Annotated in this window: 28 protein-coding genes; 14 read left to right on the top strand and 14 right to left on the bottom strand. The window is 71.2% G+C overall.

Going from position 1 to position 25,876, the window contains the following annotated elements; all coding sequences use genetic code 11:
- Window positions 1-28: 28 nt before the first annotated feature.
- The 6 genes from ACT80S_RS02325 to ACT80S_RS02350 all read left to right on the top strand — a co-directional run bounded on the left by ACT80S_RS02325 (window position 29) and on the right by ACT80S_RS02350 (window position 4,881).
- Entirely contained in the window at window positions 29-1,048 is a 1,020-nt protein-coding gene (locus ACT80S_RS02325; RefSeq protein WP_377412081.1) for an amino acid ABC transporter substrate-binding protein, read from the top strand.
- Window positions 1,045-2,079: an amino acid ABC transporter permease gene (locus tag ACT80S_RS02330; protein ID WP_377412085.1), complete on the top strand. Its 1,035-nt coding sequence runs from the start codon at window positions 1,045-1,047 to the stop codon at window positions 2,077-2,079. Before ACT80S_RS02325 ends, ACT80S_RS02330 begins: the two co-directional genes overlap by 4 nt.
- A 4-nt stretch (window positions 2,080-2,083) precedes the next feature.
- A complete protein-coding gene (locus ACT80S_RS02335; RefSeq protein ID WP_377412088.1) occupies window positions 2,084-3,217 on the top strand; it encodes an amino acid ABC transporter permease in 1,134 nt (377 codons plus the stop codon).
- Window positions 3,218-3,973: an amino acid ABC transporter ATP-binding protein gene (locus ACT80S_RS02340; protein ID WP_377412091.1), complete on the top strand. Its 756-nt coding sequence runs from the start codon at window positions 3,218-3,220 to the stop codon at window positions 3,971-3,973. It begins immediately after the preceding gene.
- Window positions 3,974-4,121: 148 nt separating this feature from the next.
- On the top strand, window positions 4,122-4,334 hold the full coding sequence (rpsU, locus tag ACT80S_RS02345) for a 30S ribosomal protein S21 (RefSeq protein ID WP_012346814.1): 213 nt from the start codon (window positions 4,122-4,124) through the stop codon (window positions 4,332-4,334).
- A 100-nt stretch (window positions 4,335-4,434) separates the two neighbouring features.
- A complete protein-coding gene (locus tag ACT80S_RS02350; protein ID WP_377412094.1) occupies window positions 4,435-4,881 on the top strand; it encodes a GatB/YqeY domain-containing protein in 447 nt (148 codons plus the stop codon).
- A gap of 57 nt (window positions 4,882-4,938) precedes the next feature.
- On the opposite strand, the gene pmbA is transcribed toward ACT80S_RS02350, so the two are convergent.
- The gene (gene pmbA, locus ACT80S_RS02355) at window positions 4,939-6,315 is read right to left on the bottom strand and encodes a metalloprotease PmbA (protein WP_377412097.1); all 1,377 of its coding nucleotides are present in this window, start codon (window positions 6,313-6,315) and stop codon (window positions 4,939-4,941) included.
- 60 nt (window positions 6,316-6,375) lie between these two features.
- On the opposite strand from pmbA, the gene yjgA reads away from it, so the two are divergent.
- The 3 genes from yjgA (at window position 6,376) to ACT80S_RS02370 (ending at window position 8,298) form a co-directional block, all read left to right on the top strand.
- Window positions 6,376-7,035: a ribosome biogenesis factor YjgA gene (yjgA, locus tag ACT80S_RS02360; protein WP_377412100.1), complete on the top strand. Its 660-nt coding sequence runs from the start codon at window positions 6,376-6,378 to the stop codon at window positions 7,033-7,035.
- The gene (mog, locus tag ACT80S_RS02365; protein WP_377412103.1) at window positions 7,028-7,621 is read left to right on the top strand and encodes a molybdopterin adenylyltransferase; all 594 of its coding nucleotides are present in this window, start codon (window positions 7,028-7,030) and stop codon (window positions 7,619-7,621) included. The genes yjgA and mog overlap by 8 nt, the downstream gene beginning before the upstream one ends.
- Before the next feature lie 107 nt (window positions 7,622-7,728).
- Window positions 7,729-8,298, top strand: a complete 570-nt coding sequence (locus ACT80S_RS02370) for an NADPH-dependent FMN reductase (RefSeq protein ID WP_377412106.1) — start codon at window positions 7,729-7,731, stop codon at window positions 8,296-8,298.
- A gap of 12 nt (window positions 8,299-8,310) precedes the next feature.
- On the opposite strand, the gene cysE is transcribed toward ACT80S_RS02370, so the two are convergent.
- Both cysE and ACT80S_RS02380 read right to left on the bottom strand, forming a co-directional pair.
- Complete coding sequence (cysE, locus tag ACT80S_RS02375) at window positions 8,311-9,078, bottom strand: serine O-acetyltransferase (RefSeq protein ID WP_377412109.1); 768 nt, start codon at window positions 9,076-9,078, stop codon at window positions 8,311-8,313.
- 10 nt (window positions 9,079-9,088) lie between these two features.
- Window positions 9,089-9,820: an RNA methyltransferase gene (locus tag ACT80S_RS02380; RefSeq protein WP_377412112.1), complete on the bottom strand. Its 732-nt coding sequence runs from the start codon at window positions 9,818-9,820 to the stop codon at window positions 9,089-9,091.
- Window positions 9,821-9,910: 90 nt separating this feature from the next.
- Here ACT80S_RS02380 and ACT80S_RS02385 point away from each other — a divergent pair, with 90 nt between their 5' ends.
- On the top strand, window positions 9,911-10,852 hold the full coding sequence (locus ACT80S_RS02385; RefSeq protein WP_377412114.1) for an inositol monophosphatase family protein: 942 nt from the start codon (window positions 9,911-9,913) through the stop codon (window positions 10,850-10,852).
- 53 nt (window positions 10,853-10,905) lie between these two features.
- Here the strand turns inward: ACT80S_RS02385 and ACT80S_RS02390 are convergent, their stop codons facing one another.
- The 10 genes from ACT80S_RS02390 to ACT80S_RS02435 all read right to left on the bottom strand — a co-directional run bounded on the left by ACT80S_RS02390 (window position 10,906) and on the right by ACT80S_RS02435 (window position 19,599).
- Window positions 10,906-11,319, bottom strand: coding sequence for a hypothetical protein (locus tag ACT80S_RS02390; RefSeq protein ID WP_377412117.1), 414 nt, complete (start codon window positions 11,317-11,319; stop codon window positions 10,906-10,908).
- A 168-nt stretch (window positions 11,320-11,487) separates the two neighbouring features.
- On the bottom strand, window positions 11,488-12,201 hold the full coding sequence (locus tag ACT80S_RS02395; RefSeq protein ID WP_377412120.1) for a hypothetical protein: 714 nt from the start codon (window positions 12,199-12,201) through the stop codon (window positions 11,488-11,490).
- A 102-nt stretch (window positions 12,202-12,303) separates the two neighbouring features.
- Complete coding sequence (locus ACT80S_RS02400) at window positions 12,304-12,579, bottom strand: SWIB/MDM2 domain-containing protein (RefSeq protein ID WP_377412123.1); 276 nt, start codon at window positions 12,577-12,579, stop codon at window positions 12,304-12,306.
- Window positions 12,580-12,679: 100 nt separating this feature from the next.
- Window positions 12,680-13,645, bottom strand: a complete 966-nt coding sequence (locus ACT80S_RS02405) for a Bug family tripartite tricarboxylate transporter substrate binding protein (RefSeq protein ID WP_377412126.1) — start codon at window positions 13,643-13,645, stop codon at window positions 12,680-12,682.
- Window positions 13,646-13,708: 63 nt separating this feature from the next.
- Window positions 13,709-14,398: an SDR family NAD(P)-dependent oxidoreductase gene (locus ACT80S_RS02410; RefSeq protein WP_377412128.1), complete on the bottom strand. Its 690-nt coding sequence runs from the start codon at window positions 14,396-14,398 to the stop codon at window positions 13,709-13,711.
- A 12-nt stretch (window positions 14,399-14,410) separates the two neighbouring features.
- On the bottom strand, window positions 14,411-15,181 hold the full coding sequence (locus tag ACT80S_RS02415) for an HpcH/HpaI aldolase family protein (RefSeq protein ID WP_377412131.1): 771 nt from the start codon (window positions 15,179-15,181) through the stop codon (window positions 14,411-14,413).
- An 8-nt stretch (window positions 15,182-15,189) separates the two neighbouring features.
- Entirely contained in the window at window positions 15,190-16,359 is a 1,170-nt protein-coding gene (locus ACT80S_RS02420) for an iron-containing alcohol dehydrogenase (protein ID WP_377412135.1), read from the bottom strand.
- Window positions 16,360-16,372: 13 nt separating this feature from the next.
- Window positions 16,373-17,542, bottom strand: a complete 1,170-nt coding sequence (locus ACT80S_RS02425) for a sialidase family protein (protein ID WP_377412138.1) — start codon at window positions 17,540-17,542, stop codon at window positions 16,373-16,375.
- Window positions 17,536-18,573, bottom strand: a complete 1,038-nt coding sequence (gene pdxA / locus ACT80S_RS02430) for a 4-hydroxythreonine-4-phosphate dehydrogenase PdxA (RefSeq protein ID WP_377412142.1) — start codon at window positions 18,571-18,573, stop codon at window positions 17,536-17,538. The genes ACT80S_RS02425 and pdxA overlap by 7 nt, the downstream gene beginning before the upstream one ends.
- A 30-nt stretch (window positions 18,574-18,603) precedes the next feature.
- Window positions 18,604-19,599 carry a Bug family tripartite tricarboxylate transporter substrate binding protein gene (locus ACT80S_RS02435; RefSeq protein ID WP_377412145.1) on the bottom strand — a complete coding sequence of 332 codons (996 nt, stop codon included), beginning with the start codon at window positions 19,597-19,599 and terminating at the stop codon, window positions 18,604-18,606.
- 136 nt (window positions 19,600-19,735) lie between these two features.
- Between ACT80S_RS02435 and ACT80S_RS02440 the strand changes: the two genes are divergently transcribed.
- Window positions 19,736-20,542: a DeoR/GlpR family DNA-binding transcription regulator gene (locus ACT80S_RS02440; protein ID WP_377412148.1), complete on the top strand. Its 807-nt coding sequence runs from the start codon at window positions 19,736-19,738 to the stop codon at window positions 20,540-20,542.
- Entirely contained in the window at window positions 20,539-21,690 is a 1,152-nt protein-coding gene (locus ACT80S_RS02445; protein ID WP_377412151.1) for a four-carbon acid sugar kinase family protein, read from the top strand. Before ACT80S_RS02440 ends, ACT80S_RS02445 begins: the two co-directional genes overlap by 4 nt.
- On the opposite strand, the gene ACT80S_RS02450 is transcribed toward ACT80S_RS02445, so the two are convergent.
- Entirely contained in the window at window positions 21,687-23,978 is a 2,292-nt protein-coding gene (locus ACT80S_RS02450) for an NADP-dependent malic enzyme (protein WP_377412154.1), read from the bottom strand. The genes ACT80S_RS02445 and ACT80S_RS02450 overlap by 4 nt on opposite strands.
- A 228-nt stretch (window positions 23,979-24,206) precedes the next feature.
- On the opposite strand from ACT80S_RS02450, the gene ACT80S_RS02455 reads away from it, so the two are divergent.
- Window positions 24,207-25,139 carry a dihydrodipicolinate synthase family protein gene (locus tag ACT80S_RS02455; RefSeq protein WP_377412156.1) on the top strand — a complete coding sequence of 311 codons (933 nt, stop codon included), beginning with the start codon at window positions 24,207-24,209 and terminating at the stop codon, window positions 25,137-25,139.
- Window positions 25,140-25,145: 6 nt separating this feature from the next.
- Window positions 25,146-25,823 carry a nitroreductase gene (locus ACT80S_RS02460; RefSeq protein WP_377412157.1) on the top strand — a complete coding sequence of 226 codons (678 nt, stop codon included), beginning with the start codon at window positions 25,146-25,148 and terminating at the stop codon, window positions 25,821-25,823.
- Window positions 25,824-25,876 lie beyond the last annotated feature (53 nt).

The raw sequence follows: 25,876 nt of genomic DNA on the forward strand, positions 1-25,876 counted from the left end.
GGGCGGCCGGCAGAACAGAGAGGCCCCCATGAAACCGATTCGCCTGACCCTGCTCGCCGCGCTGCTCGCGGCCCTCACCAGCGCCCACGCGGGCAAGACGCTGGACACGATCAAGCAGAAGGACCAGATCGCCGTGGGCGTGAGCACCGGCGTGCCGGGGTTCTCCGCGGCTGACAGCCAGGGCCGCTGGAGCGGGCTGGACGTGGACATCGCCCGCGCCGTCGCCGCCGCCGTGCTGGGCAGCCCCGACAAGGTCAAGTGGGTGCCCCTGGCCTCGCAGCAGCGGTTCACCGCCCTGCAATCCGGCGAGGTGGACGTGCTCTCGCGCAACACCACCGTCACCCTCACCCGCGACGCCTCCATGGGCCTGGCCACCACCGCGGTGGTGTTCTACGACGGCCAGGGCTTCATGGTCCCGGCCAAGACGGGCGTGAAGAGCGCGAAGCAGCTCAAGGGCGCCACCGTCTGCGTGCAGTCGGGGACCACCTCGGAGAAGAACCTCACCGACTTCTCCCGTACCTTCAAGCTCAATCTCAAGCCGGTGGTGTTCGACAAGTTCGACGCCGCCAACGCCGCCTACTTCGCCGGCCGCTGCCAGGCCTACACCACCGACGCCTCGGGCCTGGCCTCGGTGCGCGCCAAGGAGGCGCAGGACCCGAAGGCCCACGTGATCCTGCCGGAGCTGATCTCCAAGGAGCCCCTGGGCCCGCTGGTGCGCCGCGGCGATGACGAGTGGCAGTCCATCGTGCGCTGGGTGATCCACGGCCTGGTCGAGGCCGAGGAGAACGGCATCACCCGCGCCAACGTCGACAAGCTCAAGGCCGAGACCACCGACCCGGTGGTGGGCCGACTGCTCGGCACCACCGAGGACATGGGCAAGCCCCTGGGCCTGGACCGCGACTGGCTGGCCCGCGCGATCCGCGCGGTGGGCAACTACGGCGAGATCTACGAGCGCAACGTCGGCGAGAAGACCCCGGTGGGCCTGCCGCGCGGCAAGAACCAGCTCTGGACCCAGGGCGGCCTGATGTACGCCCTGCCGGTGCGTTGAGCGCCCGCGCCCCGATCCCGGCGCGGCCGGCGCCGCCCGCGCCGCGCGCCGCCTGGTCCTGGCGCAACCCGGCCACCCGCGCCCTGGTGTGGCAGGCGCTGGCGGTGGCCGCGGTGCTGGGCCTGGTCGCCTGGCTGGCGCACAACACCCAGGCCAACATGGCGGCCCGCGGCATCCGCAGCGGCTGGGACTTCCTCACCCAGCCCGCCGGCTTCGACATCGGCGAGCAGCCGATCGCCTTCGACGCGGCCGACGCCTACTGGAAGGCCTTCGGGGTGGGCCTGCTCAACACCCTGCGGGTGGCGGTGGCCGCCATCGTCCTGTGCACGGTGGTCGGCGCGGCGGTCGGCGTGGGCCGCTTCTCGCCCAACGGGCCGGTGCGCGCCCTGTGCCGCGCCTACGTCGAGGCCTTCCGCAACGTGCCGCTGCTGGTGCAGCTGCTGGTCTGGTACCTGCTGCTGATGGAGACCCTGCCCGAGCCGGCCCAGGCCTGGCGCTGGGGCGAGGCGGTGTTCGTGAGCAAGGCGGGCCTGAGCCTGCCCTTTCCCGCGCCCGGCGAGGCCGGCTGGCACTGGAGCGTGCCCGCGCCGGGCGCCTTCGCCATCGAGGGCGGCGCGACGCTGACCTCGGAATTCCTGGCGGTGCTGGCGGGCCTGTCGTTCTACACCGCGGCCTTCGTCGCCGAGGTGGTGCGCGCCGGCATCGCCGCCGTGCCGCGCGGCCAGGTGGAGGCGGCCCAGAGCATCGGCCTCACCCGCTGGCAGGTGCTGCGCCGCGTCACCGGCCCGCAGGCGCTGCGGGTCATGGTGCCGCCCCTGACCAACCAGTACCTGAACCTGACCAAGAACTCGTCGCTGGCGGTGGCGGTGGGCTATCCCGAGCTGGTGTCCATCGCCAACACCAGCCTGAACCAGACCGGCCGGGCGCTGGAGTGCATCGCGATCGTGATGGCGGTCTACCTGGCGCTGTCGCTGGCCACCGCCCTGGCCATGGGACTCGTGAACCGGCGCGCCGCGCTGCGGGAGCGCTGAGGCCATGGACGAAGCCACCCCGCCCACCCAGGCCGCCCGGGCCCGTGATGGCTTCCTGCCGGCCCGCCCGGCGCCCGCCGCCCCCGGCGGCCTGGCAGCGCGCCTGCGCCGCGAGCTGTTCGGCGGAACGCTGGGCAGCCTGACCACCCTCGCCTTCCTGGCCTGGATCGCCTGGACCCTGCCGCCCCTGGCGGACTGGGCCCTGTGGCGGGCCGTCTGGCAGCCCGACGCGAACGCCTGCCAGGCCGCCCGCGGAACTGGCGCCTGCTGGGGCGTGATCGCCGAGAAGTACCGGGTGATCCTGCTCGGACGCTACCCGCTGGAGGCGCAGTGGCGGCCGGTGCTGGCCACCGGGCTGCTGCTGGTGATGGTGGCCGCCAGCGGCATCCGCCGGTGCTGGTCGAAATGGCTGGTGCTGGCCTGGGCGCTGGCCGGCGCGGCCTGCTTCGCCCTGCTGCATGGGGGCGTGGCCGGCCTGGCCCGCGTGCCCACCGACCACTGGGGCGGCCTGCCCCTGACCCTGGTCCTGAGCACCCTGGCCATCGTGCTGGCCTTCCCGCTGGCGGTGGCCCTGGCGCTGGGCCGGCGCAGCGGCATGCCCGCCATCCGCACGCTGTGCGCGGCCTACATCGAGCTGGTGCGCGGCGTGCCCCTGATCTCGGTGCTGTTCATGGCCAGCTTCCTGTTCCCCCTGTTCCTGCCGCCCGGCACCACGCCGGACGTGCTGGTGCGGGTGGTGGCGGGCATCGCCCTGTTCGCCGCGGCCTACCTGGCCGAGACGATCCGCGGCGGCCTGCAATCCGTGCCGCGCGGGCAGCTCGAAGCCGCCGCCAGCGTCGGCCTGGGCTGGTGGGCGACCCAGCGCCGGGTGGTGCTGCCGCAGGCCCTGGGCGCGGTGGTGCCCGGCCTGATGAACAGCTTCATCTCCATCTTCAAGGACAGCTCCCTGGTCACCATCGTGAGCTTGTACGAACTCACCGGCTCCCTCGGCCTGGCCCTCTCCGGCGACCCCGAGTGGCGCCCCTTCCTGGCCGAGGGCTACCTGTTCATCACCGTCATCTACTTCATCTTCTGCGCCGCCATGTCCCGCTACAGCCTGTGGGTCGAGCAACGGCAGGCGCGCTCGCAGGCCCGCTGAATGACCCCAGACACCCTGATCCGCTTCGACAAGGTCAACAAGTGGTTCGGCCCCAACTTCCATGTGCTGCGCGACATCGACCTGCAGGTGCGCCGCGGCGAGCGCGTGGTGGTGTGCGGCCCCTCCGGTTCGGGCAAGTCGACCCTGATCCGCTGCGTCAATGCGCTGGAGCCGTTCCAGGAGGGCCGGCTGGTGGTGGGCGGCGTCACGCTGGAGGCCGAGGGCCGGCAGGACGAGCGCGCCATCCGGGAGGTTCGCCGCCGGGTGGGCATGGTGTTCCAGCAATTCAACCTGTTTCCGCACCTGAGCGTGCTGGACAACCTCACCCTGGGCCCGATCCATGCGCAGAAGCTGCCCCGCGCGCAGGCCGAGGCGACGGCGCTGGCGCAGCTCGAGCGGGTGCACATCGCCGACCAGGCGCACAAATTCCCGCTGCAGCTCTCGGGCGGGCAGCAGCAGCGGGTGGCGATCGCCCGGGCGCTGTGCCTGGAGCCCCAGGTGCTGCTGTTCGACGAGCCCACCTCCGCGCTGGACCCGGAGATGGTGGGCGAGGTGCTGGGCGTGATGACCGAGCTGGCCGGCCAGGGCATCACCATGGTCTGCGTGACCCACGAGATGGGTTTCGCCCGGGCGGTGGCCGACCGCATGGTGTTCATGGACCAGGGCCAGGTGATGGAGGAAGCCCCTGCGGCCGCCTTCTTCGAGCGGCCGCAAAGCCCCCGCGCCCGGGCCTTCCTGGACAGCCTGCGGACCTGAGCGGCCCCGGCTGTTTGGCATGCCCTTCACAATGGCTATAATCTGGGGCTTTGCTGGCAAACCCCCGGCGGCCTGATCAACTACATAGCCGGGGAACCCCCGCTGCAAGCCCGATCTTCTTGCAGCACCAATTTGGATCCAAAGACGAATGACGACCATCCGTGTCAAAGAAAACGAGCCCTTCGACGTGGCCCTGCGCCGCTTCAAGCGCACCATCGAAAAGCTGGGCCTGCTGACCGAACTGCGCGCCCGCGAGTTCTACGAGAAGCCCACCGCCGAGCGCAAGCGCAAGAAGGCCGCCGCCGTCAAGCGCCACTACAAGCGCGTGCGCAGCATGCAGCTGCCCAAGAAGCTGTACTAATCAGCTTCCCGGCTGCCTAGGCATCCACAAAGCCCGCCCGGGGACGCCCGCGCGGGCTTTCGTTTTTTCAGAATCACCCGAATCCCTCAAGGAGAAGACCATGTCCCTCAAGCAGACCCTCAGCGACGACATGAAGGCCGCCATGCGCGCCAAGGACATGGAGCGCCTGGGCACCATCCGCCTGCTGCAGGCCGCGATCAAGCAGAAGGAAGTGGACGAGCGCGTCGAACTGGATGACGCCGGCGTGGTCGCCATCGTCGACAAGCTGATCAAGCAGCGCAAGGACAGCATCGACGCCTTCCAGAAGGCCGCCCGCCAGGACCTGGCCGACAAGGAAGCCGCCGAGATGGCGGTGCTGCAGGCCTACCTGCCGGCGCGCCTGTCCGCCGAGGAAGTGGCCGCCGAGGTCAAGGCCATCGTCACCGAGCTGGGCGCTTCCGGCCCCGGCGACATGGGCAAGGTCATGGGCGCGGTGAAGGCGAAGCTGGCGGGCAAGGCCGACATGGGCCAGGTCTCCGCCGCGGTGAAGGCGGCCCTGGCGGGTTGAGGCAGGGGGCAGGCGCCCCCTCCGGCCGGCCCCTCCCCCGTGGGGGACGGAGGGGAATCAGCTGCCGGCGACCTTCATCCGGTTGACCAGGATCGAGCCCACGGTCTTGGCGCCGTAGCTGTAGGCGTCGGCGCCGATCGCCTCGATGCCCTTGAACATGTCCTTGAGGTTGCCGGCGATGGTGATCTCCTGCACCGGGAAGGCGATCTCGCCGTTCTCGACCCAGAAGCCGCTCGCGCCGCGCGAGTAGTCGCCGGTGACGTAGTTCACCCCCTGCCCCATCAGCTCGATCACGAACAGGCCGGTGCCCAGCTTGCGCAGCATCTCGTCGAGGTCGTCCCCCGTCTTCGTGCGGCGCGAGGTCAGCACCAGGTTGTGCGAGCCGCCGGCGTTGCCGGTGGTGCGCATGCCCAGCTTGCGGGCCGAGTAGCTGGAGAGGAAGTAGCCGCCGACCTTGCCGGCCTCCACCACCTGGCGCGCGCCGGTGCGCACGCCCTCCTCGTCGAACGGGGCGCTGCCCTTGCCGCCACGGACATGGGCATCCTCGGTGATGTCCACATGCCTGGGGAAGACCTGCTTGCCCAGCGAGTCCAGCAGGAACGTGCTGCGGCGGTACAGGGCGCCGCCGCTGGTGGCCTGCACGTAGGACCCCAGCAGGCCCGCGGCCAGCGGCGACTCGAACAGCACCGGGCACTCGCGGGTGGAGATCTTGCGGGCGTTCAGGCGCGAGAGCGCGCGCTCGGCGGCGTAGCGGCCGACGGCCTCGGGCGAGGCCAGGTCCCGGGCGTCGCGCATGGAGCTGTACCAGGCGTCGCGCTGCATGTTGTCGCCGCGGCCGGCGATCGGCGCCACCGACAGCGAGTGCCGCGAGCTGGCGTAGCCGCCGCGAAAGCCCCGGGTGTGGGCGCTGAAGAAGTGGCTTTGCTGCGCGGAGACGCCCGCGCCCTCGCTGTTGGTGATCTTCCGGCTGGTCTTGAGGGCCGCGGCCTCGCAGGCCAGGGCCATCTGCGCCGCCTGCTCGCTGTCGATGGCCCAGGGGTGGAACAGGTCGAGGTCGGGCTGCTCGTGGGGCTGGGCGATGTCCTGCGCGTCGGGCAGGCCGGCCACCGGGTCCTCGGCGGTGAAGCGGGCGATGTCGTAGGCCGCCTGCACGGTCTGGCGGATGGCGGCCTCCGAGAAGTCGGAGGTGCTGGCATTGCCCCGGCGCTGGCCGATGTAGACGGTGACGCCCAGGGACTTGTCCCGGTTGCGCTCCACGTTCTCCAGCTCGCCCTTGCGCACCGAGACGCTCAGGCCGCAGCCCTCGGAGGCCTCGGCGCCGGCGTCGGTGGCCCCCAGCCGCTTGGCGTGGGCCAGGGCGGTGTCCACCAGGTGTTCGAAGTGGGCACGGCTGTACGAGAAGCCGGATTCGGCGCGGTCGGAGGTCTTCGTCATGGCGGGGCTATGATACTTGCGACCCCGTCGCGGCAATGGCCGCGCTCCCTGATTCCCACCATGTCACGCAAACCCAAACGAGGCTACTTCGTGCGCGGCCAGTTCGTCGCCGAAGGCAGCGAACTGGACCTGCAGCTCAAGGCCGAACTCAAAGGCTCGGAGATCAGCAAGACCGACCTGAAACGCGAGAGCACCGAGCTGCAGAAGCTCGGGCAGGATCTCATGACGCTGCGCCGCGACCTGTTCGACGGACTGCAGCTGCCCGACAAGCTGGTCGAGGCCCTGGCCGAGGCCGGCCGCATCACCAACTTCGAGGGCAAGCGCCGGCAGATGCAGTTCGTCGGCAAGCTGATGCGCCAGCTCGACGAGGCGCAGGTCGACGCGATCCGCGCCGCGCTCGAGGTGCAGCAGAAAGGCTCGGCCGCCGAGACGATGGCCCTGCACCTGGCCGAGCGCTGGCGCGACGACCTGATCGAGCGCGACGAGGCCGTGGGCGAATGGCTCACCCAGTACCCCGGCACCGACTCGCAGCAGCTGCGCGCCCTGGTGCGCCAGGCCCGCAAGGACCGGCCCGCGCCGGATGCCGACGCGGTATCCAGGGGCCAGGCCCCGCGCCAGGGCCGTGCCTACCGCGAGATCTTCCAGCTGGTGCGCGAGCAGCTCGACGCGGCCCGCGCGGATGAAGCCGCCGACAGCGGCGAGGACGACGGCGATGAGTGATTTCGACCCGGTCAGGATCGGCATCGTCTCCATAAGCGACCGCGCCTCCAGCGGCGTCTACGAGGACAAGGGCCTGCCCGCCCTGCAGGACTGGCTGACCCGCGCCCTGCGCAACCCGATCACCTTCGAGCCGCGCCTGATCCCCGACGAGAAGGACCGCATCAGCGCCACCCTCGTCGAGCTGGTCGACGCCGGCTGCTCGCTGGTGCTCACCACCGGCGGCACCGGCCCGGCGCCGCGCGATCTCACCCCCGAGGCCACCCTGGCCGTGGCCGACAAGGAGATGCCCGGCTTCGGCGAGCAGATGCGCCAGATCTCGCTGAAATTCGTGCCCACGGCCATCCTGTCGCGGCAGGTGGCGGTGATCCGGGGCCGCAGCCTGATCATCAACCTGCCGGGCCAGCCCAAGTCCATCCAGGAGACGCTGGAGGGCCTGAAGGACGCCGAGGGCAGGAGCCTGGTGCCCGGCATCTTCGCCGCCGTGCCCTATTGCATCGACCTGATCGGCGGCCCCTACCTCGAGGCCGACGAGGCGGTGTGCAAGGCCTTCCGGCCCAAGAACGCGATCCGCCCGCCCAAGGCCTGATCCCTTCGCGTCTGGCTACGGACGCCGCTTGTGGCGGGCGCGCCCGGCTCCTAGAGTGACTCCTGGCGCCGGGGCGGTCCCGGCGCCGCCCCCGCGAAGGAGATCCCATGACCCGCTACAAGGTCGGCTATTTCGTCGGCAGCCTGTCCTCCACCTCCATCAACCGCCTCCTGGCCAGGGCCCTGGTGAAGCTGGCCCCGCCGCAGCTGGAGATGGTGGAGATCCCGATCCGCGACCTGCCCCTGTACAGCCCCGACTACGACGCCGACTACCCGCCGGTGGCGCGCGCCTTCAAGCAGGCCATCGCCGACTGCGACGCGGTGCTGTTCGTGACGCCGGAGTACAACCGCTCGATCCCGGGCTGCCTGAAGAACGCGATCGACTGGGCCAGCCGGCCCTGGGGCCAGAATGCCTTCTCGAAAAAGGCCTCGGGCGTGATCGGCACCTCGCCGGGCTCGATCGGCACCGCCGTGGCGCAGAGCCACCTTCGCAGCGTGCTGTGCTTCTGCAACTCGCCGCTGATGAACACCGTCGAGGCCTACATCCAGTTCAAGCCCGGGCTGATCACGGACGACGGCACGGTGACCGAGGAGCGCGTGCGGGAGTTCCTGGCCAACTACCTCGTCGAGATGCAGGCCTTCGTGGCCCGGGTCCTCACGGTGCTGCCACGCACCTGACCGGGCGCCGGGCTACTTGCCCACCAGCTGCTGCAGCTTGTCGGCCTCGAAGCTCTCCTTCTTGGCCGCATCCAGCGGCACGCAGTCCTGCTGCTTCGTGGAGAGCTTCTCGATCGCGGCCCAGAGCAGCGCGATCTGGTGCTCCTGGGAGGCGGCGTTGTCGATCAGGCCCTTCATGGCCTGGGACAGCGGGTCGTCGCTCTGGGTAATGCCGTAGGCGGAAAAACCCATCTTGCTGGCCACTTCCTCGCGGCGGGCCGAGTCCTCGGCCTGGATGATGCGCGCCGGGATGCCCACCGCCGTGGCGCCGGCGGGCACCGGCTTGGTCACGACCGCATTGGAGCCGATGGCCGCGCCGTCGCCCACCTCGAAGCCGCCCAGCACCTTGGCGCCGGCGCCCACGACCACGTTGCGGCCCAGGGTGGGGTGGCGCTTGGCGCCCTTGGTCAGCGAGGTGCCGCCCAGGGTGACGCCCTGGTAGATGGTGCAGCCGTCGCCGACCTCGGCGGTCTCGCCGATCACCACGCCCATGCCGTGGTCGATGAAGACGCCGTCACCGATCTTCGCGCCGGGGTGGATCTCGATGCCGGTGGCCCAGCGCGAAAACTGCGAAGTGAAGCGCCCCAGCCAGCGCAGGCCGCGCCCCCAGAACCAGTGGGCCACGCGGTGCAGCACCAGCGCATGCAGGCCCGGATAGCAGGTGACCACCTCCCACTTGCTGCGCGCGGCAGGGTCGCGGTCGAGGATGCACTGGATATCGGAACGCAAGCGGCTGAACATGGCGCGCAGTCTAGCCCTTGTGGGATCGGGCAGCTTGGCTCATGGACTTCGCCACGCCGCGCAGGATATGGATTTCCTCGGGCGTGAGCCGGGCCCGGTTGAACAATTGGTTCAGGCGCGGCATCAGCTTCTTGGGCGCGGCCGGGTCGAGGAAGCCGATCTCCACCAGGGAGCGCTCCCAGTGGGCCAGCAGGCCCGCCACCGACTGCGCGTCGGCCTCGGCCGGGGGCGCCGGCGGGGCCACCGTGTAGCCGCCCAGGGCCTGGCGCCACTCGTAGGCGATCACCTGGATCGCCGAGGCCAGGTTCAGGGAGCCGAACTCGGGATTGGTGGGGATGCTCAGGGCCACGTGGCAGCGGTACACGTCGGCATTGGCCAGGCCGAAGCGCTCGGGGCCGAAGAGGAAGGCCACGCCATCGGGCGGCTGGGGCGCGGCCACCAGTCCCGCCAGGTGCTCGCGCGGGGCCGCAGTGGGGGGACCGAAATCGCGCGGGGTCATGGCCGTGGCGCACAGGTGGGAGACGCCGTCGAGCGCCTCGTCCAGCGTGGCGACGATGCGGGCGCGCTCGAGGATGTCGGTGGCGCCGCTGGCGCGCTGCAGGGTTTCCTCGCGCTGGAGCACGTCGGGCCAGCGGGGGTCGACCAGCACCAGGTCGTCGAAACCCATGACCTTCATGGCCCGGGCGGCGGCCCCGACATTGCCGGCGTGGCTGGTCTGAATGAGGATGAAACGGGTCTTCACGCGTCGAAAGTAGAATACGGGCCTATTGTCGCCGCCCGCATCGCCGGGCCTTCCCGTCCGCCCGCGGACGCGCCCAGCCCTTTACCACCGATGTCGTCCACCCTGCACCCGATGCTCAACATGGCCATCAAGGCCGCCCGCGCCGCCGGCGCCATCATCAACCGCGCCGCGCTTGATGTGGAATCCGTGCGCATCTCGCAGAAACAGGTGAACGACTTCGTGACCGAGGTGGACCACGCCAGCGAGCGGGCCATCATCGAGACCCTGCTCACCGCCTACCCCGACCACGCCATCTGGGCCGAGGAGTCGGGCCGCACCGAGGGCCGCCAGGGCTCCGACTTCGTCTGGATCATCGATCCCCTGGACGGCACCACCAACTTCATCCACGGCTTCCCGGTGTACTGCGTGAGCATCGCCCTGGCCGTGAAGGGCAAGGTTGAACAGGCGGTGGTGTACGACCCCACCCGCAACGACCTGTTCACCGCCACCCGCGGCCGCGGCGCCTTCCTGAACGAGCGCCGCATCCGCGTGAGCAAGCGCACCGACCTGCGCCAGTGCCTGATCTCCACCGGCTTCCCGTTCCGCTCCGGCGACAACTTCAACAACTACCTGCGCATGATGGCGGACATCATGCCCCGCACCGCCGGCCTGCGCCGCCCCGGCGCCGCGGCGCTGGACCTGGCCTATGTGGCGGCCGGCTTCACCGACGCCTTCTTCGAGACCGGCCTGGCGCCCTGGGACGTGGCGGCCGGCTCGCTGCTGGTGCAGGAAGCCGGCGGCCTGGTGGGCAACTTCACCGGCGAGTCCGACTTCCTCGAGCAGAAGGAATGCCTGGCCGGCGCGCCGCGCGTGTACGGCCAGCTGGTGCCGATCCTGCACAAGTACAGCAAATTCGCCGGCGCCGGCGAGAAGGCGGCCCTGCGCCAGGCTGTGCCCGCGGCCGCGGAAGAATCCGGCGATGCCGCAGAGGCAGCGCCGGCCGCCGATGCGCCCGCCGCGGGCGACGCACCGGCGCAGGACGCGCCGTTCTGATCCCTGGGTGATCCCCGGCTGATGGCCTGCGGGCGGCTGGCGCCGCCCCGGCCTCAGTGGTGGTCGCCGTCCGAGGGGTGCGGCAGGCGCATCACCTCGTCGAAGCGACGCTCGTAGTCCTGCATCATCGAGTGGTCGAGCATCTTCGCCAGCAGGTGGTCGGGGGTGTCCTGGATGCTGGACACCAGCACGTCGACCAGGGCACCGAGGCGCACCGTGACCGCGTGGGCCTCGTCCGCATCGAGTTGCGCCTCGGCGGCATGCACCCGGTCCTCGTACATGCCCATGATGCGGCGCATCGCCTCGGCATGGACATCGTGCGCCGGCATGCCTTCGCGGCTCACCATCGACGAGTCGCCCGACATGCCCGCGGGCATGGCCCAGGGCATCATGCTGCGCGCGCCCTCGAAGCGGGCCCGCAGCCAGTCGCCCAGGTGCCAGGCGGTGTCGGTGGGGCGAGCGGGCATGCTGTCCTTCGCCTCGGGCATCTGCGGCTGCCCGGACGGGTCCGGGCGGCGGACGTGTCTTGAGAAGGGAGAGGCCATGGCGGATCCTTTCGGCACGCAGCGCCAAGGCGTGGCGCCATCGGCGCGCCATACTCACATTAGTCGATGGAAGGCTCGTTTTGCAAACGGTCAGTTCATCGCGATCGACCGAGCGACTTTCACGGCTCGCTCGGCGCCCTCGATCCGTGCCACATGTTGCTCGACCTCTGCGCTGAAGCGGTCCAGGGCAACCGGATCTTCAAGCATGGAGCGATCCAGGGCAGGGGCCTCGACGTCATCGAGGATCTCGTTGTCCACCTGCATCGCGATCAGGTCCCACATCAACCCCGCATCGTCGGGATCCACGGGGGGCACCACGCCCGCATCGCCGTGCCCCCTGGGCGACTCGGTCGGCGGGGCGGCCGACTGCACCAGCGTCGATGCGGTCGATGTCACATGCATTGCCGGAAGCTCCAGCGATCGATCGACAGGGGGGAGCGGCCTCGGGTTCAGGCGCCCGACAGCCCCATAGATCGCAAAAATTGTCTTTTCATCGACAGCCGTCTGCCGAGGGGCCATGTCGTCCACGACGCTGGCCAGGACCCTCACCGGCAGACGACATCCTTCGGCACGCAGGCTCTCCCTCACGAATCGACTGCGCAGGCGTGCGTCCCGCGAGTCCCAGTCCCTGCAAGCCGTGACGATGCGACGCAGAACCGGCAGCCGGGACACGAGCGCCACGGACACGTAGCGGCCGCAGAAACGGGCCACGGCGCGCTGGAAGGACGAAGGAGGGGGAGTATCCCGGGAGAAGTTGCGCCAGGCTTGCGCGGCGTCATCGAGGCGGATGTCTGGAGAGGTCATGGGAGCTCCGGTCCGGCCTCCCGGCGAGGCCGCGACCGGGTCCGTGACGCCCGAGCCACGATGGTTCACGGCCCGGGCGTCATGCCGGGCCGTGCAGGAGGATCAGGACAGGTGGGCGTTCACCAGCTTGGTCATCTCGAACATCGTGACCTGCGGCTTGCCGAAGATCGCCAGCAGCTTGGCGTCGGCGTTGATGTTGCGCTTGTTGGCGGCGTCCTGCAGGTTGTGCTTCTTGATGTATTCCCAGATCTTCTTGGTCACTTCGGTGCGCGGCTGGGGCTCGGCGCCGATCACGGCGGCCAGGGCGGCGCTGGGCTTCATGGCCTTCATGAAGGCCGGGTTGGCGGCGCGCTTGGCGGGGGTGGCTTTTTCGGTCATGCGTATCTCCTTGTGTAGGGGGTGGGCAGCACGGGCACGGCCCGTGCAAAGGCACGCCATCCTAACCGCATGGCGCGCCCTCCCCCTTTAGTGGGATGCCTCAGTCGATGCGGATGCGGCCTTCGGTGATGATCTTCTGGGACCTGGCCATGTCGTCCGCCTGGAACTTGCGGAAGTCCTCGATGCTGCCGGTGGACACCAGCAGCCCCTGCTGCACGAGGCGATCGCGCATCTCGCCGGCCAGGGCCTTGTTCACCTGCGCGTTCAGCAGGCTGCGGATCTCCGGGGCCACCTTGACCGGCGCCCACAGGCCGTACCAGCTGTAGGCCTCGTAGCCGGGAATGGTCTCGGCCACCGTCGGCACGTCCGGCAGGTTGGGCGTGCGCGTGTTGGACGTCACCGCCACCACCCGCAGCAGGCCGTTCCTGTGGTACTGGAGCGAGCCGAGGATGGGGTCGATGAAGCCATCGATCTGGCCGCCGATCAGGTCCTGGAAGGCCGGCGCCGTGCCCTTGTACGGGACCACGGTGTAGTCCAGGCCGCCGGTGCGCTTGAGGAGTTCGGTGGCCAGGTGGCCGGCCGAGCCGACCGAGCCCACCGCGAAGGTCATCTTGCCCGGGTTGGCCTTGGCGTAGGCGATCAGCGACTTGATGTCGGTGACCGGCAGGTTCTTGTTGATCGCCACCGACAGCGGCGCCTTGGCGACCATGGCCACCGGCGCGAAGTCGTTGACCACGCTGTACGGCACCTGCTTCATCGTCATCGGCGCGGTGGTGAAGGTGGAGGCGTTGAACAGGAGCGTGTAGCCGTCGGCGGGGGCCTTGGCCACCGCGTCCGCGCCGATGATGCCGTTGCCGCCCGGGCGGTTCTCGACCACGAACTGCTGCCCCGTCTGCTCGCTGAGCTTCTGCGCCAGGCCACGGCCCACGGCGTCGAGCGTGCCGCCCGGCGGGAAGGGAATGATCACCCGAACCGGCTTGCTCGGGTAGTTGTCGGCCAGCGCGGGCCAGGGAGCGGCCGCCAGGGCGGCGGACGCGGCGATCAGGGTGAGAAGCTTGCGGCGCATGGTTGTCTCCATTGGATGGTTATGGGTTGCAGAGGGTAGCGATGCGGGGTCGCGCGGCGCGGTTCAGAGGGAGGCCCCGCCGCACATCACGATCTGCTGCCCGGTGATGGCCCCGCCCTCGGGGCCCACCAGGAAGGCCGCCATGCCTGCCACTTCCTCAGGACGCACGAGGCGGCCGATGGGGGGCATGCGCGGCGGGGTCTGCGCCCGCGCGGGATCGCGCAGGAAAGGGGTGTCGGTGGCGCCGGGCGCCAGCACGTTGACGGTGATGCCGCGCGGCGCGAGTTCGGCGGCCCAGGAGCGCGCCATGCCGACCAGGGCGGCCTTGGTGGCGGCGTACTGGCTGCGGGTCGGCGCGCCGATGGCGACGCGGCTGCCCACGAGGACGATGCGGCCGCCGTCGTTCATGCGGCCAACCAGTTGGTTGGCCAGTCGCTCGGCGGCCTGCACGTGCACCTGCCACATGCCCTGCGAGGCCTCGGCGTCGAGCTCGCCCAGGGGCGCGGTGCGCATGAAGCCGGCGGCGTGGACCAGGGCGTCGAGCCGGCCGATGCCTGCGCAGGCGGCATCAATGTGCGCCGGGTCGGCCACGTCGGCCTGCACGATGCGCAGGCGCTCGTGCGTGTCGGCCGGCTGCGAGCGGCACAGGCCGGTGACCTGCCAGCCCTCCTGCAGCAGCCGCAGCGCGATGGCGCGGCCGATGCCGGAGGAGACGCCGGTGATGACGGCGTGGCGCGGGGTGGATGCGGCCATGGGGGCAGGACCTCAGGCCAGGCGGTAGCGCGCGGCCACGGCGTCGGCGCCGGCGATCAGCAGGTGCAGGTCGGTGCCCACGCCCACCATGGTCGCGCCGCCCTCGAAGTAGTGGTCGGCCTTGCCGTCGGCGGCCAGCACGCCGCTGGCCTTGCCGGCGGCAGTGGCCACGGCGAAGGCCTGGCGGATGGCCGCCTGCACCTCGGGGTGGTTGGCCTGGCCGCGGTAGCCCAGGGCGGCGGCGAGGTCCGAGGGGCCGATGAAGACGGCATCGACGCCGGGCACGCGGCAGATCGCGTCCAGGTCATCCAGCGCCTCGCGCGACTCGATCTGCACGATCACGCCGATCTCGTCGTTGGCGCGGGCCATGTAGTCCTTGTAGCGGGTGTAGTTGCCGGCGCGGGTGCTGCCGGCCACGCCGCGCACGCCCTCGGGCGCGAAGCGGGTGAAGGCCACGGCGTCGCGGGCCTCGGCGGCGTTGCGCACGTTGGGGATCATGATGTTGGGCGCGCCGGCGTCGAGCACGCGCTTGATCCAGCCCATGTCGAGGATCGGCACGCGCACGATGGGGGCGACGTCGCGGCCGCGGCAGGCCAGGAGCTGCTGGCCCACGTCGTACAGGTCGGTGGGGCTGTGCTCCATGTCGAACAGCAGCCAGTCGAAGCCGGAGTCGGCCACGACCTCGGCGATCTGCTGGTGGGCGAAGGTGACCCACAGGCCGACCTGGCGGCGGTTCTCGGCCAGGGCGCGCTTGAATTGGTTGACGGGCAGGGAGTTGTTCATCGTTGTTCTCAGATCAGCGCGGCATAGATCGCGCGCATCTCGGCGCGGCCCATGGGGCGGGGGTTGTTGTCCAGGAGGCGGGTGACCTTGGCGGCGCCGTCGACCAGGCCGTCGAGGTCCTGCTCGCCGATGCCGACATGGCGCAGCGTGTCGGGGATGCCGAGGTCGGCGTTCAGCTGGGTCAGGGCGGCGACGAAGGCGTCGGCCGCGGCGGCGTCGGACAGGCCGTCGACGGACAGGCCCATCGCCCGCGCCATGGCGGCGAAGCGCGCCTCGTTGCCGACGCGGTTGTAGGCCATGACCGAGGGCAGCAGGATGGCGTTCGACAGGCCGTGCGGCATGCGGTACTTGCCCCCCAGCGGGTAGGCCAGCGCATGGACCGCGGTGGTGCTGGAGGTGGCGATGCACACGCCGCCCCAGTAGGCGCCCATGAGCATGTCTTCGCGGGCGGCGATGTCGCCGCCGTCGGCCACGGCGCGGCGGATGCTGCGACCGATCAGGCGGATGCCTTCCAGCGCGTACAGGTCGCTGAAGGGGTTGCCCTTCTTCGAGCAGTAGCACTCGATGCAGTGCGTGAGGGCGTCCATGCCGGTGGAGGCCGTCACGTCGGCCGGCAGCGTGAGCGTGAGCAGCGGGTCGAGGATGACCGCGTCGGGCAGCAGGTAGGGGCTGACGATGCCGATCTTCAGTTCGTCCTCGGGCACCAGGATGATGGAGTTGGGCGTGGCCTCGGCGCCGGTGCCCGAGGTGGTGGGCACCATGATGTTCGGCAGGCCACGCGCGGTGATCTCCACCTTCTTCGACAGCAGGTCGCGCAGGTCCTGGCCCTGGGGCAGCATGACGGCGAGGATCTTGGCAACGTCGATCGCGCTGCCGCCGCCGATGCCGACCACCAGGTCGAACGGGCCGGCGGCGCGGGCGGTGGCTTCGATGGCCTGAACGTCAGCCACATCGGGCTCGGCGGGGGTGTTGGCGATGACGGTGACGGCGATGCCGGCCGCTTCCAGGTTGCGGCGGGTGGCCTCGAGGTGGCCGGTAGCGGCGACGCGCTTCGTGCTGACGATCAGCACGCGGCGCGCGCGGAAGTGGCCACGCGCCAGTTCGGGCAACTGGCCGAGGCTGCCGGCACCGGAGTGCACGCGGCCCGGATTGAGCAGGAGGTAGGGTTGGGTCGTCATGGAATACCTGGGGTCAGGCCACGCGCGTGACCCACTCGGGCATCACGCGGGCATGGCGAATGTGCTGGCGGAAGACGGTGTAGGCCAGGTGCAGCGCGCCGTCCGCGCCCTGGCGGATCGAGGGGTAGGAATACTCGCGGTTCAGGCGCTGCTCGCTGTTGTTGGTCATGCAGAAACCGTCGCCGGTTTCGAGGTTGCGTTGCCAGGGCCAGGTCAGGCCGTCGTCGTCGGACAGGGCCAGCGTGAGCGGGGCGCGCGGCGCGCCCCAGAAGGCACGGCGCTCGGGGGCGGCCACGGCGGGGGCGGCGGCCTCGGGCTTCTTGTCTCCCTCGTCCTCGAGCTCGTCGTACAGCGACTCGCGGCGGCCGGTGGCGTCCAGCGCGCTGCTGGCGTTGAAGATCATCGCCAGGCGGCCGTCGGCCAGGCGGATCGCCTGGATCGAGGAGTTGTTGTTCGGGAGGGTCGTGGGCTTCGGCGCTTCCCAGGTCAGGCCGCCGTCGCTGCTGCGGGTGCGCCACACGTGGTCGGCCCAGCGACTGCGGAAGAAGGCGACCAGGCCGCCGTCCTTGCAGGCGATGATGTTCATGTGCACGCAGCCCAGGCTGTCCGGCACCTCGATGCGGGTCCAGGTCTTGCCCTGGTCGGTGGAGCGCAGCACGGCGCTGTCGTCCAGGCTGCCGTCCCAGGCGCGGCCCGGCACCGGCTTGCAGCGGAAGATCGGCAACAGCCAGGAGCCGTCGGCCTGCACCACCACCGGCTGGCGCACGAAGGTGCCGGTGCCGGCGTCGGCGATGGTCTCGACCGGGCCCCAGGTCAGGCCGTTGTCGTGCGAGACGCGGCGGCGAACCACGGCGGTGTCCTGGTGGCCGGCGCTCTGCGCGGTGTGCAGCAGCCACAGGCTGCCGTCGGGCGCGTTGAACAGGATGGGGTTCTGCTCGGAGCGGTCCGGGTCGTCGGACAGCTGCACCGGCTCGGTCCACTGCGTGCTGCCGGGGGCCAGGCGCGACATGAAGACGCAGATGTCCGAGCGGCCTTCCATGGAGCCGCCGAACCACACGCAGGCCAGCGTGCCATCGGGCAGTTCCATCAGGTTGGCAGCGTGGGCCTGCACGCGCGCGGTGGGCAGGTCGGCAACCTGGCGGGCCGGGTCCTCGGGGTGGGTGTGGAGGTGCCCGGTCAGCATGCGGAGGCCTCCTTGGCGGTGGCGCGCTGGCCGGAGATCAGCTTGAAGGCGTACTCGGCGGCCTCGACCAGGCTGTCGGCGTTGGCGATGCCCTGTCCGGCGATGTCGAAGGCGGTGCCGTGGTCCACCGAGGTGCGCAGGATCGGCAGGCCCAGGGTGATGTTCACGCCGTTGATGGCGTTCCACTTGCCCGTCTCCGGGTCGACCTGGAAGCCGAGCAATTTGACCGGAATGTGGCCCTGGTCGTGGAACATGGCCACCACCGCGTCGAACTGGCGCGCGCGCAGCTTGATGAACACGGTGTCGCCGGGCCAGGGGCCGGTGACGCCCTCGCCCCTGGCCGCGTACTCGCGGATCACGGGGGCGATGATCTCGTCGTCCTCCTTGCCCAGGATGCCGCCCTCGCCGCAGTGCGGGTTGAGGCCGGCCACGGCGACGCGCGGGTTCTCGATGCCCAGGGCGCGCAGGGCGTCCAGGGTGACGTCGAAGACGCGGCGCAGGCGGGTCGGGGTGATGCGGCCCGGCACGTCGGCCAGGGCGCAGTGGGTGGTGACGTGGGTCACGTGCATGGCGCCGTGGGCCAGCATCATCACCGCGTCACGCTGGCCGGTGAGGTGGGCCAGCATCTCGGTGTGGCCCTCGAACGGGTGGCCGGCCAGGTGCAGGGCTTCCTTGCACAGGGGGCCGGTGACGATGGCGTCGGCCTCGCCGGCCTGGACCAGCTCCACTGCCTTGGCGACGGCGCGGTAGGACCACTCCCCGCCCGCGGCGCTGACCTGGCCGGTGGTGAAGGGCGGGTCCACCGGGCCGACGTCGACCATGCGGTAGAACGGGCGGCCCTCGTCGTCGGTGGCCGGCAGGCCCATGCGGGCCTCGGCCTCGCGGATCGCGGCGGCGCTGCCCAGGACGATGAACTCGGCGCGGCCGCTGCGGGCCAGGCCGGCCATCTGGCGCGTGGCCTTGGCGGCGATCTCGGGGCCGATGCCGGCGGGGTCACCCATGGTGAAGGCCAGGCGGATGGGGGGGGTCATTCGGAGTGTCCTTTTCGCAAGGGGTGGGGATCAATCGGGCTTGATGTTGGCGGCCTTGATCAGGCGGCCGATGCGCTCGTTCTCGCCGGGCAGGAAGCGGGCGAGCTGCGCCGCCTCGCCGGTGCCGACGGCCACGCCGACGCCATTCAGCTTGGCAATCACGTCGGCATTCTTCAAGGCGGTGCCCAGGGCGGCGGAGAGCTTGGCCACCACGTCCTTGGGCGTCTTCGCCGGCGCGAACACCGCGTACCAGGCGGCGAAGTCGAACTGCGGGAAGCCGGCCTCGGCGAAGGTGGGCACGTTCGGCAGGTCGGCCAGGCGGGCGGAGGTGCCCACGGCCAGGGCGCGGACCTTGCCCGACTTGAGCAGGGGCATGCAGTTGGTGGCGGTGTCGAAGATCACCGGCACGCGGCCGCCCATGAGGTCCATGATGTGCGCGTTGCCGCCCTTGTACGGGACATGGGTCATGTCGACCTTGGTCTGCGACACGAACAGCTCGCCCGCCAGGTGCAGCGGCGAGCCGTTGCCCGACGACCCGTACATCACGCCCTTGGGGTCCTTGCGGGCGGCGTCGACCACTTCCTTGAGCGTCTTGAACGGCGACTCGTTGAAGGTGATGGCGATGATGGGCGCGCTGCCGATCATGCCCACCGGCTCGAAGTCCTTCAGCGGGTCGTAGTCGGCCTTGAGCATGTGCGGGCTGGCGGCGTGGGTGGCCAGCCCGCCGATCAGCAGCGTGTGGCCATCGGCCTGGGCGCGGGCCACGGCGGAGGCGCCGAGCATGGCGCCGGCGCCGGGCTTGTTGTCGATGATGGCGCTGCCGCCCAGGGCGTCGGCCATCTTCTGGCCGATCAGGCGGCCCAGCATGTCGTTCGCGCCGCCGGCGGGGTACGGCACGACGAAGGTCAGGGTCTTGCTCGGGAAGGCGGCCTGCGCGAAGGCCGGGCTGCCCCAGGCGGCGAGCGCGGCAGCCCCACCCGCGGTGGCGATGAACTGGCGGCGGGAGGCGAGCTTCAGGTCGGTCATGGGAGGTCTCCTGGTTGATTTGGAGCGGATTCAACCACAAACAATCATAAACGCGCAACATCGGTCAAACCCGATGACCGGTTATGGCAAGATGTGCGAACTTCGTGGCCCCGCGCCACCCCACCCCGGACGCCCCATGAGCAACGAGTTGACGGCCCCTCCCCTGATGCCGGCGCAGCGCCGCCAGCGCATCGTGGACTTCCTGCAGCGCCACGGTGCGGTCACCATCGGCCAGCTGGAGCAGGCCCTGGGGGCCTCGCTGTCCACCCTGCGCCGCGACCTGGACACGCTGTCGGCCGAGGGCATCGTGGACCGCACCCATGGCGGCGCGCTGCTGCGGCAGCAGGCCCCGGCCTACACCACCTTCGAGCCGGAGGCGGAGGCCGCCGCGGAACTCTCGCCGCGCGAGAAGGCCGCCATCGGCCAGGCCGCCGCCGCGGCGCTGGTGCCGCGCCAGAGCGTGATCTTCGACAGCGGCACCACGGTGCTGGAGGCGGCGCGCGCCGCGGTCCGCCGCGGCATCCCGCTGACGGCGGTGACCAACGACCTGGCCATCGCCCAGGTGCTGGGGCAATCGCCGCTGGTGCAGGTGCATGTGCTCGGGGGCGTGCTGCGCCCGGGCAGCCACACCGTCATCGGCCAGCCCTTGGTGGAACAGGCCGGCACCCTGCGCGCCGAGCTGCTTCTCATGGGGGCGCATGCCGTGACCGGCGACGCCCTCTCCGAGACCTCCGCCGAAGTGGCCGCCGTCAAGCGCGCCCTCATGGGCGCGGCCAACAGCCGCCGCCTGCTGGTGGACTCCTCCAAATTCCGGCCGCGCGCCTTCAAGCAGTTCGGCTCGCTCGCCGACTTCGAGGAGGTGATCACCGACCGCGCCCTGCCCGCCGCCGACGAGGAGCGCCTGCGCGCCCTGCCCCTGAAGCTCACGGTGGTCCAGCCATGACCGGCGCGGTGCAGCGCCTTCGCATCCTGGCCGACGACCTCACCGGCGCGCTGGACTGCGCCGCCGCCTTCGGCGCCGGCGCGCCGGTGCACCTGGGACGGCCGGCCTCGCCCGAGGCCCCGGGCCTGGACCTCGTGGCCACCGCCACGCGCGACGTGCCGGTGGCGGACCTGCCCAGCCTGCTGGCGCCCTGCGTGCCCTGGCTGCGCGGGGCGGACCTCGCCTTCAAGAAGGTGGACAGCCTGCTGCGTGGCAACACCTTCGACGAGGCCGACCACCTGGCCCGCGCCGCCGGCCTGCGCGGCCTGGCGTTCGCGCCCGCCTTCCCGGCGCAGGGGCGTCTCACCGAGGGCGGGCAGCAGTGGTGGGTCAAGGCCGACGGCACGCGCACCGCGGTGGCTGCCTCGATCCGGGAGGCCCTGGCCGCGCGCGGCTGGCGCGTGGAGACCGGGGCCACGCCGCCCGCGCCCGCGATGGGCGATGGCCTCGTCGCCTGGGTGCCCGACGTGCGTGGCGATGCCGACATGGATGCCGTCGCGGCCCGGGCCGTGGACGCCGGCGCCGGCTGGCTGTGGTGCGGCAGCGCGGGGCTGGCGCATGCGCTCGCGCGGCGGCTGCCGGCCGCCCGGCCCGCGGGTTCGGCGGCACCGGCCTCGCCCGCCTCACCGGACGTCCGGGCCGCCGGCGACGCCGGGGGCCCGGTGATGCTGGTCAGCGCCAGCCACCACCCGGTCTCGCGCGAACAGTGGCAGGTGCTGCGCGGCTCGCCGCGCGGCGGCGACTGCCTCCATGCCGAGGACCCGCGCACGCTGGCGCGGGATGCCCGCGGCTACCCGCCCCTGGTCGACCTGTGCGCCAGCGGGCGCCTGTCCCCCGGGGAAGCCGCGCAGCTGCTCGACGCCCAGGCCCGCGCGCTCGCGGCTCATGCGCCGCGCCCGCGCGTGCTCGTGGTGGTGGGCGGCGACACGCTGCTGGCGCTGTGCCGCCACCTGGGCGCCACCGGCCTCACCTCGCAGGTGCCGCTGGACCGCCCCGGCTGGGGCTGCGCGCGCATGGTGGGCGGCCGCTGGGACGGGCTGGTGTGCCACACCCGGTCCGGGGCCTTCGGCGGGCCCCGGGACCTGCTGGAGGTCGTCGGCAGCGTTTAAGCCGACGCCGCGGCGACCGCGGTCATGTTGAACACCCGGCGCACCGTCGCCGCCGGCGTCAGGATGTGGGCCGAGCCGGCCACGCCGAGCAGCATCGGACCCACGGTCACGCCGCCGCTGGTGGTCGTCTTGAGCACGTTGTAGAGGATGTTGGCGGCATCCAGGTTCGGGCACACCAGCAGGTTGGCCGAGCCGGTGAGCGTGCTGTCGTCCAGGTAGACGCTGCGGATGTTCGGCTCCAGGGCGGCGTCGCCATGCAGCTCGCCGTCGCACTCGATGTCGGGGTGCTGGGCCACGAACAGGTCGCGCGCCAGGCGCATCTTGCGGGCCGAGGCGCGCTTGGACGAGCCGTAGCTGGAGTGCGAGAGGAAGGCCACCTTGGGCACGATGCCGAAACGCGCCACTTCCTTGGCCGCCATGGCGGCGATCTCGGCGAGCTGTTCGGCGGTGGGGTCCTCGTTGACGTAGGTGTCGGCGACGAACAGCGGCCCGCGCGGCGTCATCAGCGCATTGACCGCGGCGTAATTGCGCACGCCGGCGCGCCGGCCCAGGATGGAGTCGACGCGCTCCAGGTGCGTCATCCAGTCGCCGGCGAGGCCGCAGATCAGGGCGTCCGCGTCCTTGAGGGCGACCATCAGCGAGCCGATCACGGTGTTGGAGCGGCGCACCGTGGCCTTGGCCGTCTCGGGGCTCACGCCATTGCGCTTCATCAGGCGGTGGTAGGCCTCCCAGTACTGGCGGAAGCGCGCGTCGGACTCGGGGTTGACGTTCTCCACGTCCACGCCCAGGCGCATGCGCAGGCCGGCCTTCTCGATGCGCGCGGCGATCACCGCCGGGCGGCCGATCAGGATCGGCGTGGCCACGCCTTCGTCGATCGCCATCTGCGCGGCGCGCAGCGCGCGCTCGTCCTCGCCGTCGGCATAGGCCACGCGCTTGGCGTCGGCGGGGCGGGCCTTGGCGGCGTTGAACACCGGCCGCATCAGCAGGCCGGTCTGGGTGACGAAGCTTTGCAGCTGCTGGCGGTAGGCCTCCCAGTCGGTGATGGGGCGGGTGGCCACGCCGGACTCGGCGGCCGCCCTGGCCACGGCCGGGGCGATGCGCAGGATCAGGCGCGAGTCGAAGGGCTTGGGGATCAGGTAGTCGGGGCCGAAGGCCAGGTCCTGGCCGGCATAGGCGCTGGCCACTTCCTCGCTGATGTCGGCCTTGGCCAGGTCGGCGATCTGGCGCACGCAGGCCAGCTTCATCGCCTCGGTGATCTTGGTGGCCCCGCAATCCAGCGCGCCGCGGAAGATGTACGGGAAGCACAGGACGTTGTTCACCTGGTTCGGGTAGTCCGAGCGGCCGGTGGCGATGATGCAGTCCGGCCGCACGGCCTTGGCCAGCTCGGGGCGGATCTCGGGCTCGGGGTTGGCCAGCGCCAGGATGATGGGCTTGCTGGCCATGGTCTTGACCATCTCGGCGGTCAGCACGCCGGGGGCGGAGCAGCCGAGGAAGACGTCGGCGTCCTTCACCGCGTCGGCCAGGGTGCGGGCCCCGGTGTCCTGCGCGTAGCGGGCCTTGGACTCGTCGTAGCCGCCGGGGCGGCCTTCGTAGATCACGCCCTTGGAGTCGCACACGAAGATGTTGCGCGGGTTCACGCCCAGGCCGACGAACACGTCCAGGCAGGCCAGGGCCGCGGCGCCGGCGCCGGAGACGGCCACCTTGACCTGGCCGATCTCCTTGCCCACCAGCTCCAGGCCATTGAGCATGGCCGCCGCCGAGATGATGGCGGTGCCGTGCTGGTCGTCGTGGAAGACCGGGATGTTCATGCGCTCGCGCAGCTTCTTCTCGATGTAGAAGCACTCGGGCGCCTTGATGTCCTCGAGGTTGATGCCGCCCAGCGTGGGCTCCATGCTGGCAATGATCTCGACCAGCTTGTCCGGGTCACGCTCGGCCAGCTCGATGTCGAACACGTCGATGCCGGCGAACTTCTTGAACAGGCAGCCCTTGCCCTCCATGACCGGCTTGGCGGCCAGCGGACCGATGTCGCCCAGGCCCAGCACCGCGGTGCCGTTGGTGATCACCGCGACCAGGTTGCCGCGCGAGGTGAAGTCGTGCGCCGTGGCCGGGTCGGCCGCGATGTCCAGGCAGGGATAGGCCACGCCCGGCGAGTAGGCCAGCGACAGGTCGCGCTGGTTGGCCAGGGGCTTGGTCGGCGCGATCGCGATCTTGCCGCGCGTGGGCAGGCGGTGGTAATCACGCGCAGCGTCGCGCAGCGCTTGTTCGGCGGGGGAGAGGTCTTGGGTCATGGGTGGGAGGACTGCGAACGTTCAGGGCGCCGGCCGTCGCGGCGGCCAGCGTGGGAAAAGCAATGGGATCGAGGGTGGAGCAACCGGGCGGGCAATGCTACGCGAGTAAACACCAGTGGCCCAGTGTGCCACCAGCCGCGGGTGCCGCGGCAACGGTGTGCATCCCCCGGGGCGGCCGCTGCGGCTTCCACTATGCTGCGGCCTGCCGACTCTGAAAGTACCGCTCCCATGAACCGTTTCGACCCGTCCGCCCAAGGCGTCTACCTGATCACCGTCACCCCCTTCACCGACACCGGCGCGCTCGACCTCGCGAGCACCGACCGCATGGTCGACTTCTGCCTCGAGCGCGGCGTCACCGGCCTGACCATCCTGGGCATCATGGGCGAGGCCACCAAGCTCACCGCCGAGGAGTCCCGCGCCTACGCCCGCCAGGTGGTGCAGCGCGTGGCCGGCCGGGTGCCGGTGGTGGTGGGGGTCTCGTCGCCCGGCTTCGCCGCCATGGGCGAGCTGACCCGCGCGGTGATGGACCTGGGCGCCTCCGGCGTGATGGTCGCGCCGCCCTCCACCGTGCGCACCGACGACCAGATCACGGGCTACTTCGACATGGTCAACGAGACGCTGGGCGAAGTGCCCTGGTGCCTGCAGGACCACCCCGTCTCCACCGGCGTGCAGATGTCGGCCGGCGTGATGCTGAAGATCCTGAAGAACTCGCCGCACTGCGTGATGGTCAAGCACGAGGACTGCCCCGGCCTGGCCAAGCTCTCCGCGATCCGAGCGGCCAGCGACCGCGGCGAGATCCGCCGCCCCGCCATCCTCACCGGCAACGGCGGCGGCCTGTTCCTGCCCGAGGAACTCACGCGCGGCGCCGACGGCGCCATGACCGGCTTCGCCTGGCCGGAGATGATGGTCGACGTGGTGGCGGCCCATGCGCGCGGCGACGTCGAGCGCGCCCACGACCTGTTCGACGCCTACCTGCCGCTGGCGCGCTACGAGCAGCAGGCCGGCATCGGCCTGGCGGTGCGCAAGCACCTGCTGCAGGCGCGCGGGGCGATCGCCTCCGCGTTCATCCGCAAGCCGGGTCCCAAGCTCTCGGCCCAGGACATCGCGGACCTCGACCGCCTGGTGCGCCGCCAGGACAAGCGCCTGGCCGAACTCGGCTGACGACGCATGGACCTGGCTCGCGCCTTCGACGCCCTGGCCACGCAGCGCCGCTCGGTGCGCGGCTTCCTCGGCACGCCCGTGCCGCAGGCGACGCTGCGCGAGCTGCTGGCGCTGGCGCGGCGCGCGCCCAGCGGCGCCAACCTGCAGCCGGGCGCCTTCCTCCTCGTGGAGGGTGAGGCGCGCCAGCGACTGAGCGAGGCGCTGGTCAACGCCTTCCGCGCCGGCGAGGAGGAGGCCGAGGACTACGACTACTTCCCCCGTCCCATGCCGATGACGCTGCGCAGGCGGCAGGTGGCCTCGGCGCAGGCGCTCTATGGCGCGCTGGGCATCGCCCGCGACGACCGCGCCGGGCGCGACGCGCAGTTCGAGCGCAACTTCCGCTTTTTCGATGCGCCGGCGGCCCTGGTCGTCACCATCGAGCGCGGCATGGGCGCCGGCTGCTTCATGGACCTGGGCATGTGCCTGCACGGGCTGATGCTCGCCGCGCAATCGCGCGGCCTGGCCACCTGCGCCATCGGCGCGATCGCCTCCTACCCCACCCTGGTGCGCCGCGCGCTGGGGCTGGACGACCGCTCGCTGGTGGTGTGCGGCCTGGCGATCGGCCAGGCGGACCCGCAAGCGCCGGTGAATGCGACGCAGACCGAGCGCTGCGAGGTGGACGAGTATTTCCGGGTGATCCGCTAGGGCCTGCCGGCGGATTCGCCGGCGCGCTCCCGGCGCAATCTGCCCCGCCCGGA

This window comes from Ramlibacter sp. MAHUQ-53 (assembly GCF_052600055.1).

Excerpts from the sequence above, each read along its gene's own strand:
- ACT80S_RS02390 (WP_377412117.1), bottom strand. The coding sequence starts at position 11,319 with ATGCCCGCTCGCCCCACCGACACCGCCTGGCACCTGGGCGACTGGCTG.
- ACT80S_RS02425 (WP_377412138.1), bottom strand. The coding sequence starts at position 17,542 with ATGCTGACCGGGCACCTCCACACCCACCCCGAGGACCCGGCCCGCCAG.
- ACT80S_RS02415 (WP_377412131.1), bottom strand. The coding sequence starts at position 15,181 with ATGAACAACTCCCTGCCCGTCAACCAATTCAAGCGCGCCCTGGCCGAG.
- ACT80S_RS02460 (WP_377412157.1), top strand. The coding sequence starts at position 25,146 with ATGGACCTGGCTCGCGCCTTCGACGCCCTGGCCACGCAGCGCCGCTCG.
- pmbA (WP_377412097.1), bottom strand. The coding sequence starts at position 6,315 with ATGACGAAGACCTCCGACCGCGCCGAATCCGGCTTCTCGTACAGCCGT.
- ACT80S_RS02405 (WP_377412126.1), bottom strand. The coding sequence starts at position 13,645 with ATGCGCCGCAAGCTTCTCACCCTGATCGCCGCGTCCGCCGCCCTGGCG.
- mog (WP_377412103.1), top strand. The coding sequence starts at position 7,028 with ATGAGTGATTTCGACCCGGTCAGGATCGGCATCGTCTCCATAAGCGAC.
- ACT80S_RS02455 (WP_377412156.1), top strand. The coding sequence starts at position 24,207 with ATGAACCGTTTCGACCCGTCCGCCCAAGGCGTCTACCTGATCACCGTC.
- cysE (WP_377412109.1), bottom strand. The coding sequence starts at position 9,078 with ATGTTCAGCCGCTTGCGTTCCGATATCCAGTGCATCCTCGACCGCGAC.
- pdxA (WP_377412142.1), bottom strand. The coding sequence starts at position 18,573 with ATGACCCCCCCCATCCGCCTGGCCTTCACCATGGGTGACCCCGCCGGC.
- rpsU (WP_012346814.1), top strand. The coding sequence starts at position 4,122 with ATGACGACCATCCGTGTCAAAGAAAACGAGCCCTTCGACGTGGCCCTG.
- ACT80S_RS02395 (WP_377412120.1), bottom strand. The coding sequence starts at position 12,201 with ATGACCTCTCCAGACATCCGCCTCGATGACGCCGCGCAAGCCTGGCGC.
- ACT80S_RS02325 (WP_377412081.1), top strand. The coding sequence starts at position 29 with ATGAAACCGATTCGCCTGACCCTGCTCGCCGCGCTGCTCGCGGCCCTC.
- ACT80S_RS02440 (WP_377412148.1), top strand. The coding sequence starts at position 19,736 with ATGAGCAACGAGTTGACGGCCCCTCCCCTGATGCCGGCGCAGCGCCGC.
- ACT80S_RS02410 (WP_377412128.1), bottom strand. The coding sequence starts at position 14,398 with ATGGCCGCATCCACCCCGCGCCACGCCGTCATCACCGGCGTCTCCTCC.
- ACT80S_RS02340 (WP_377412091.1), top strand. The coding sequence starts at position 3,218 with ATGACCCCAGACACCCTGATCCGCTTCGACAAGGTCAACAAGTGGTTC.
- ACT80S_RS02400 (WP_377412123.1), bottom strand. The coding sequence starts at position 12,579 with ATGACCGAAAAAGCCACCCCCGCCAAGCGCGCCGCCAACCCGGCCTTC.
- ACT80S_RS02445 (WP_377412151.1), top strand. The coding sequence starts at position 20,539 with ATGACCGGCGCGGTGCAGCGCCTTCGCATCCTGGCCGACGACCTCACC.
- yjgA (WP_377412100.1), top strand. The coding sequence starts at position 6,376 with ATGTCACGCAAACCCAAACGAGGCTACTTCGTGCGCGGCCAGTTCGTC.
- ACT80S_RS02450 (WP_377412154.1), bottom strand. The coding sequence starts at position 23,978 with ATGACCCAAGACCTCTCCCCCGCCGAACAAGCGCTGCGCGACGCTGCG.
- ACT80S_RS02435 (WP_377412145.1), bottom strand. The coding sequence starts at position 19,599 with ATGACCGACCTGAAGCTCGCCTCCCGCCGCCAGTTCATCGCCACCGCG.
- ACT80S_RS02370 (WP_377412106.1), top strand. The coding sequence starts at position 7,729 with ATGACCCGCTACAAGGTCGGCTATTTCGTCGGCAGCCTGTCCTCCACC.
- ACT80S_RS02385 (WP_377412114.1), top strand. The coding sequence starts at position 9,911 with ATGTCGTCCACCCTGCACCCGATGCTCAACATGGCCATCAAGGCCGCC.
- ACT80S_RS02420 (WP_377412135.1), bottom strand. The coding sequence starts at position 16,359 with ATGACGACCCAACCCTACCTCCTGCTCAATCCGGGCCGCGTGCACTCC.
- ACT80S_RS02335 (WP_377412088.1), top strand. The coding sequence starts at position 2,084 with ATGGACGAAGCCACCCCGCCCACCCAGGCCGCCCGGGCCCGTGATGGC.
- ACT80S_RS02350 (WP_377412094.1), top strand. The coding sequence starts at position 4,435 with ATGTCCCTCAAGCAGACCCTCAGCGACGACATGAAGGCCGCCATGCGC.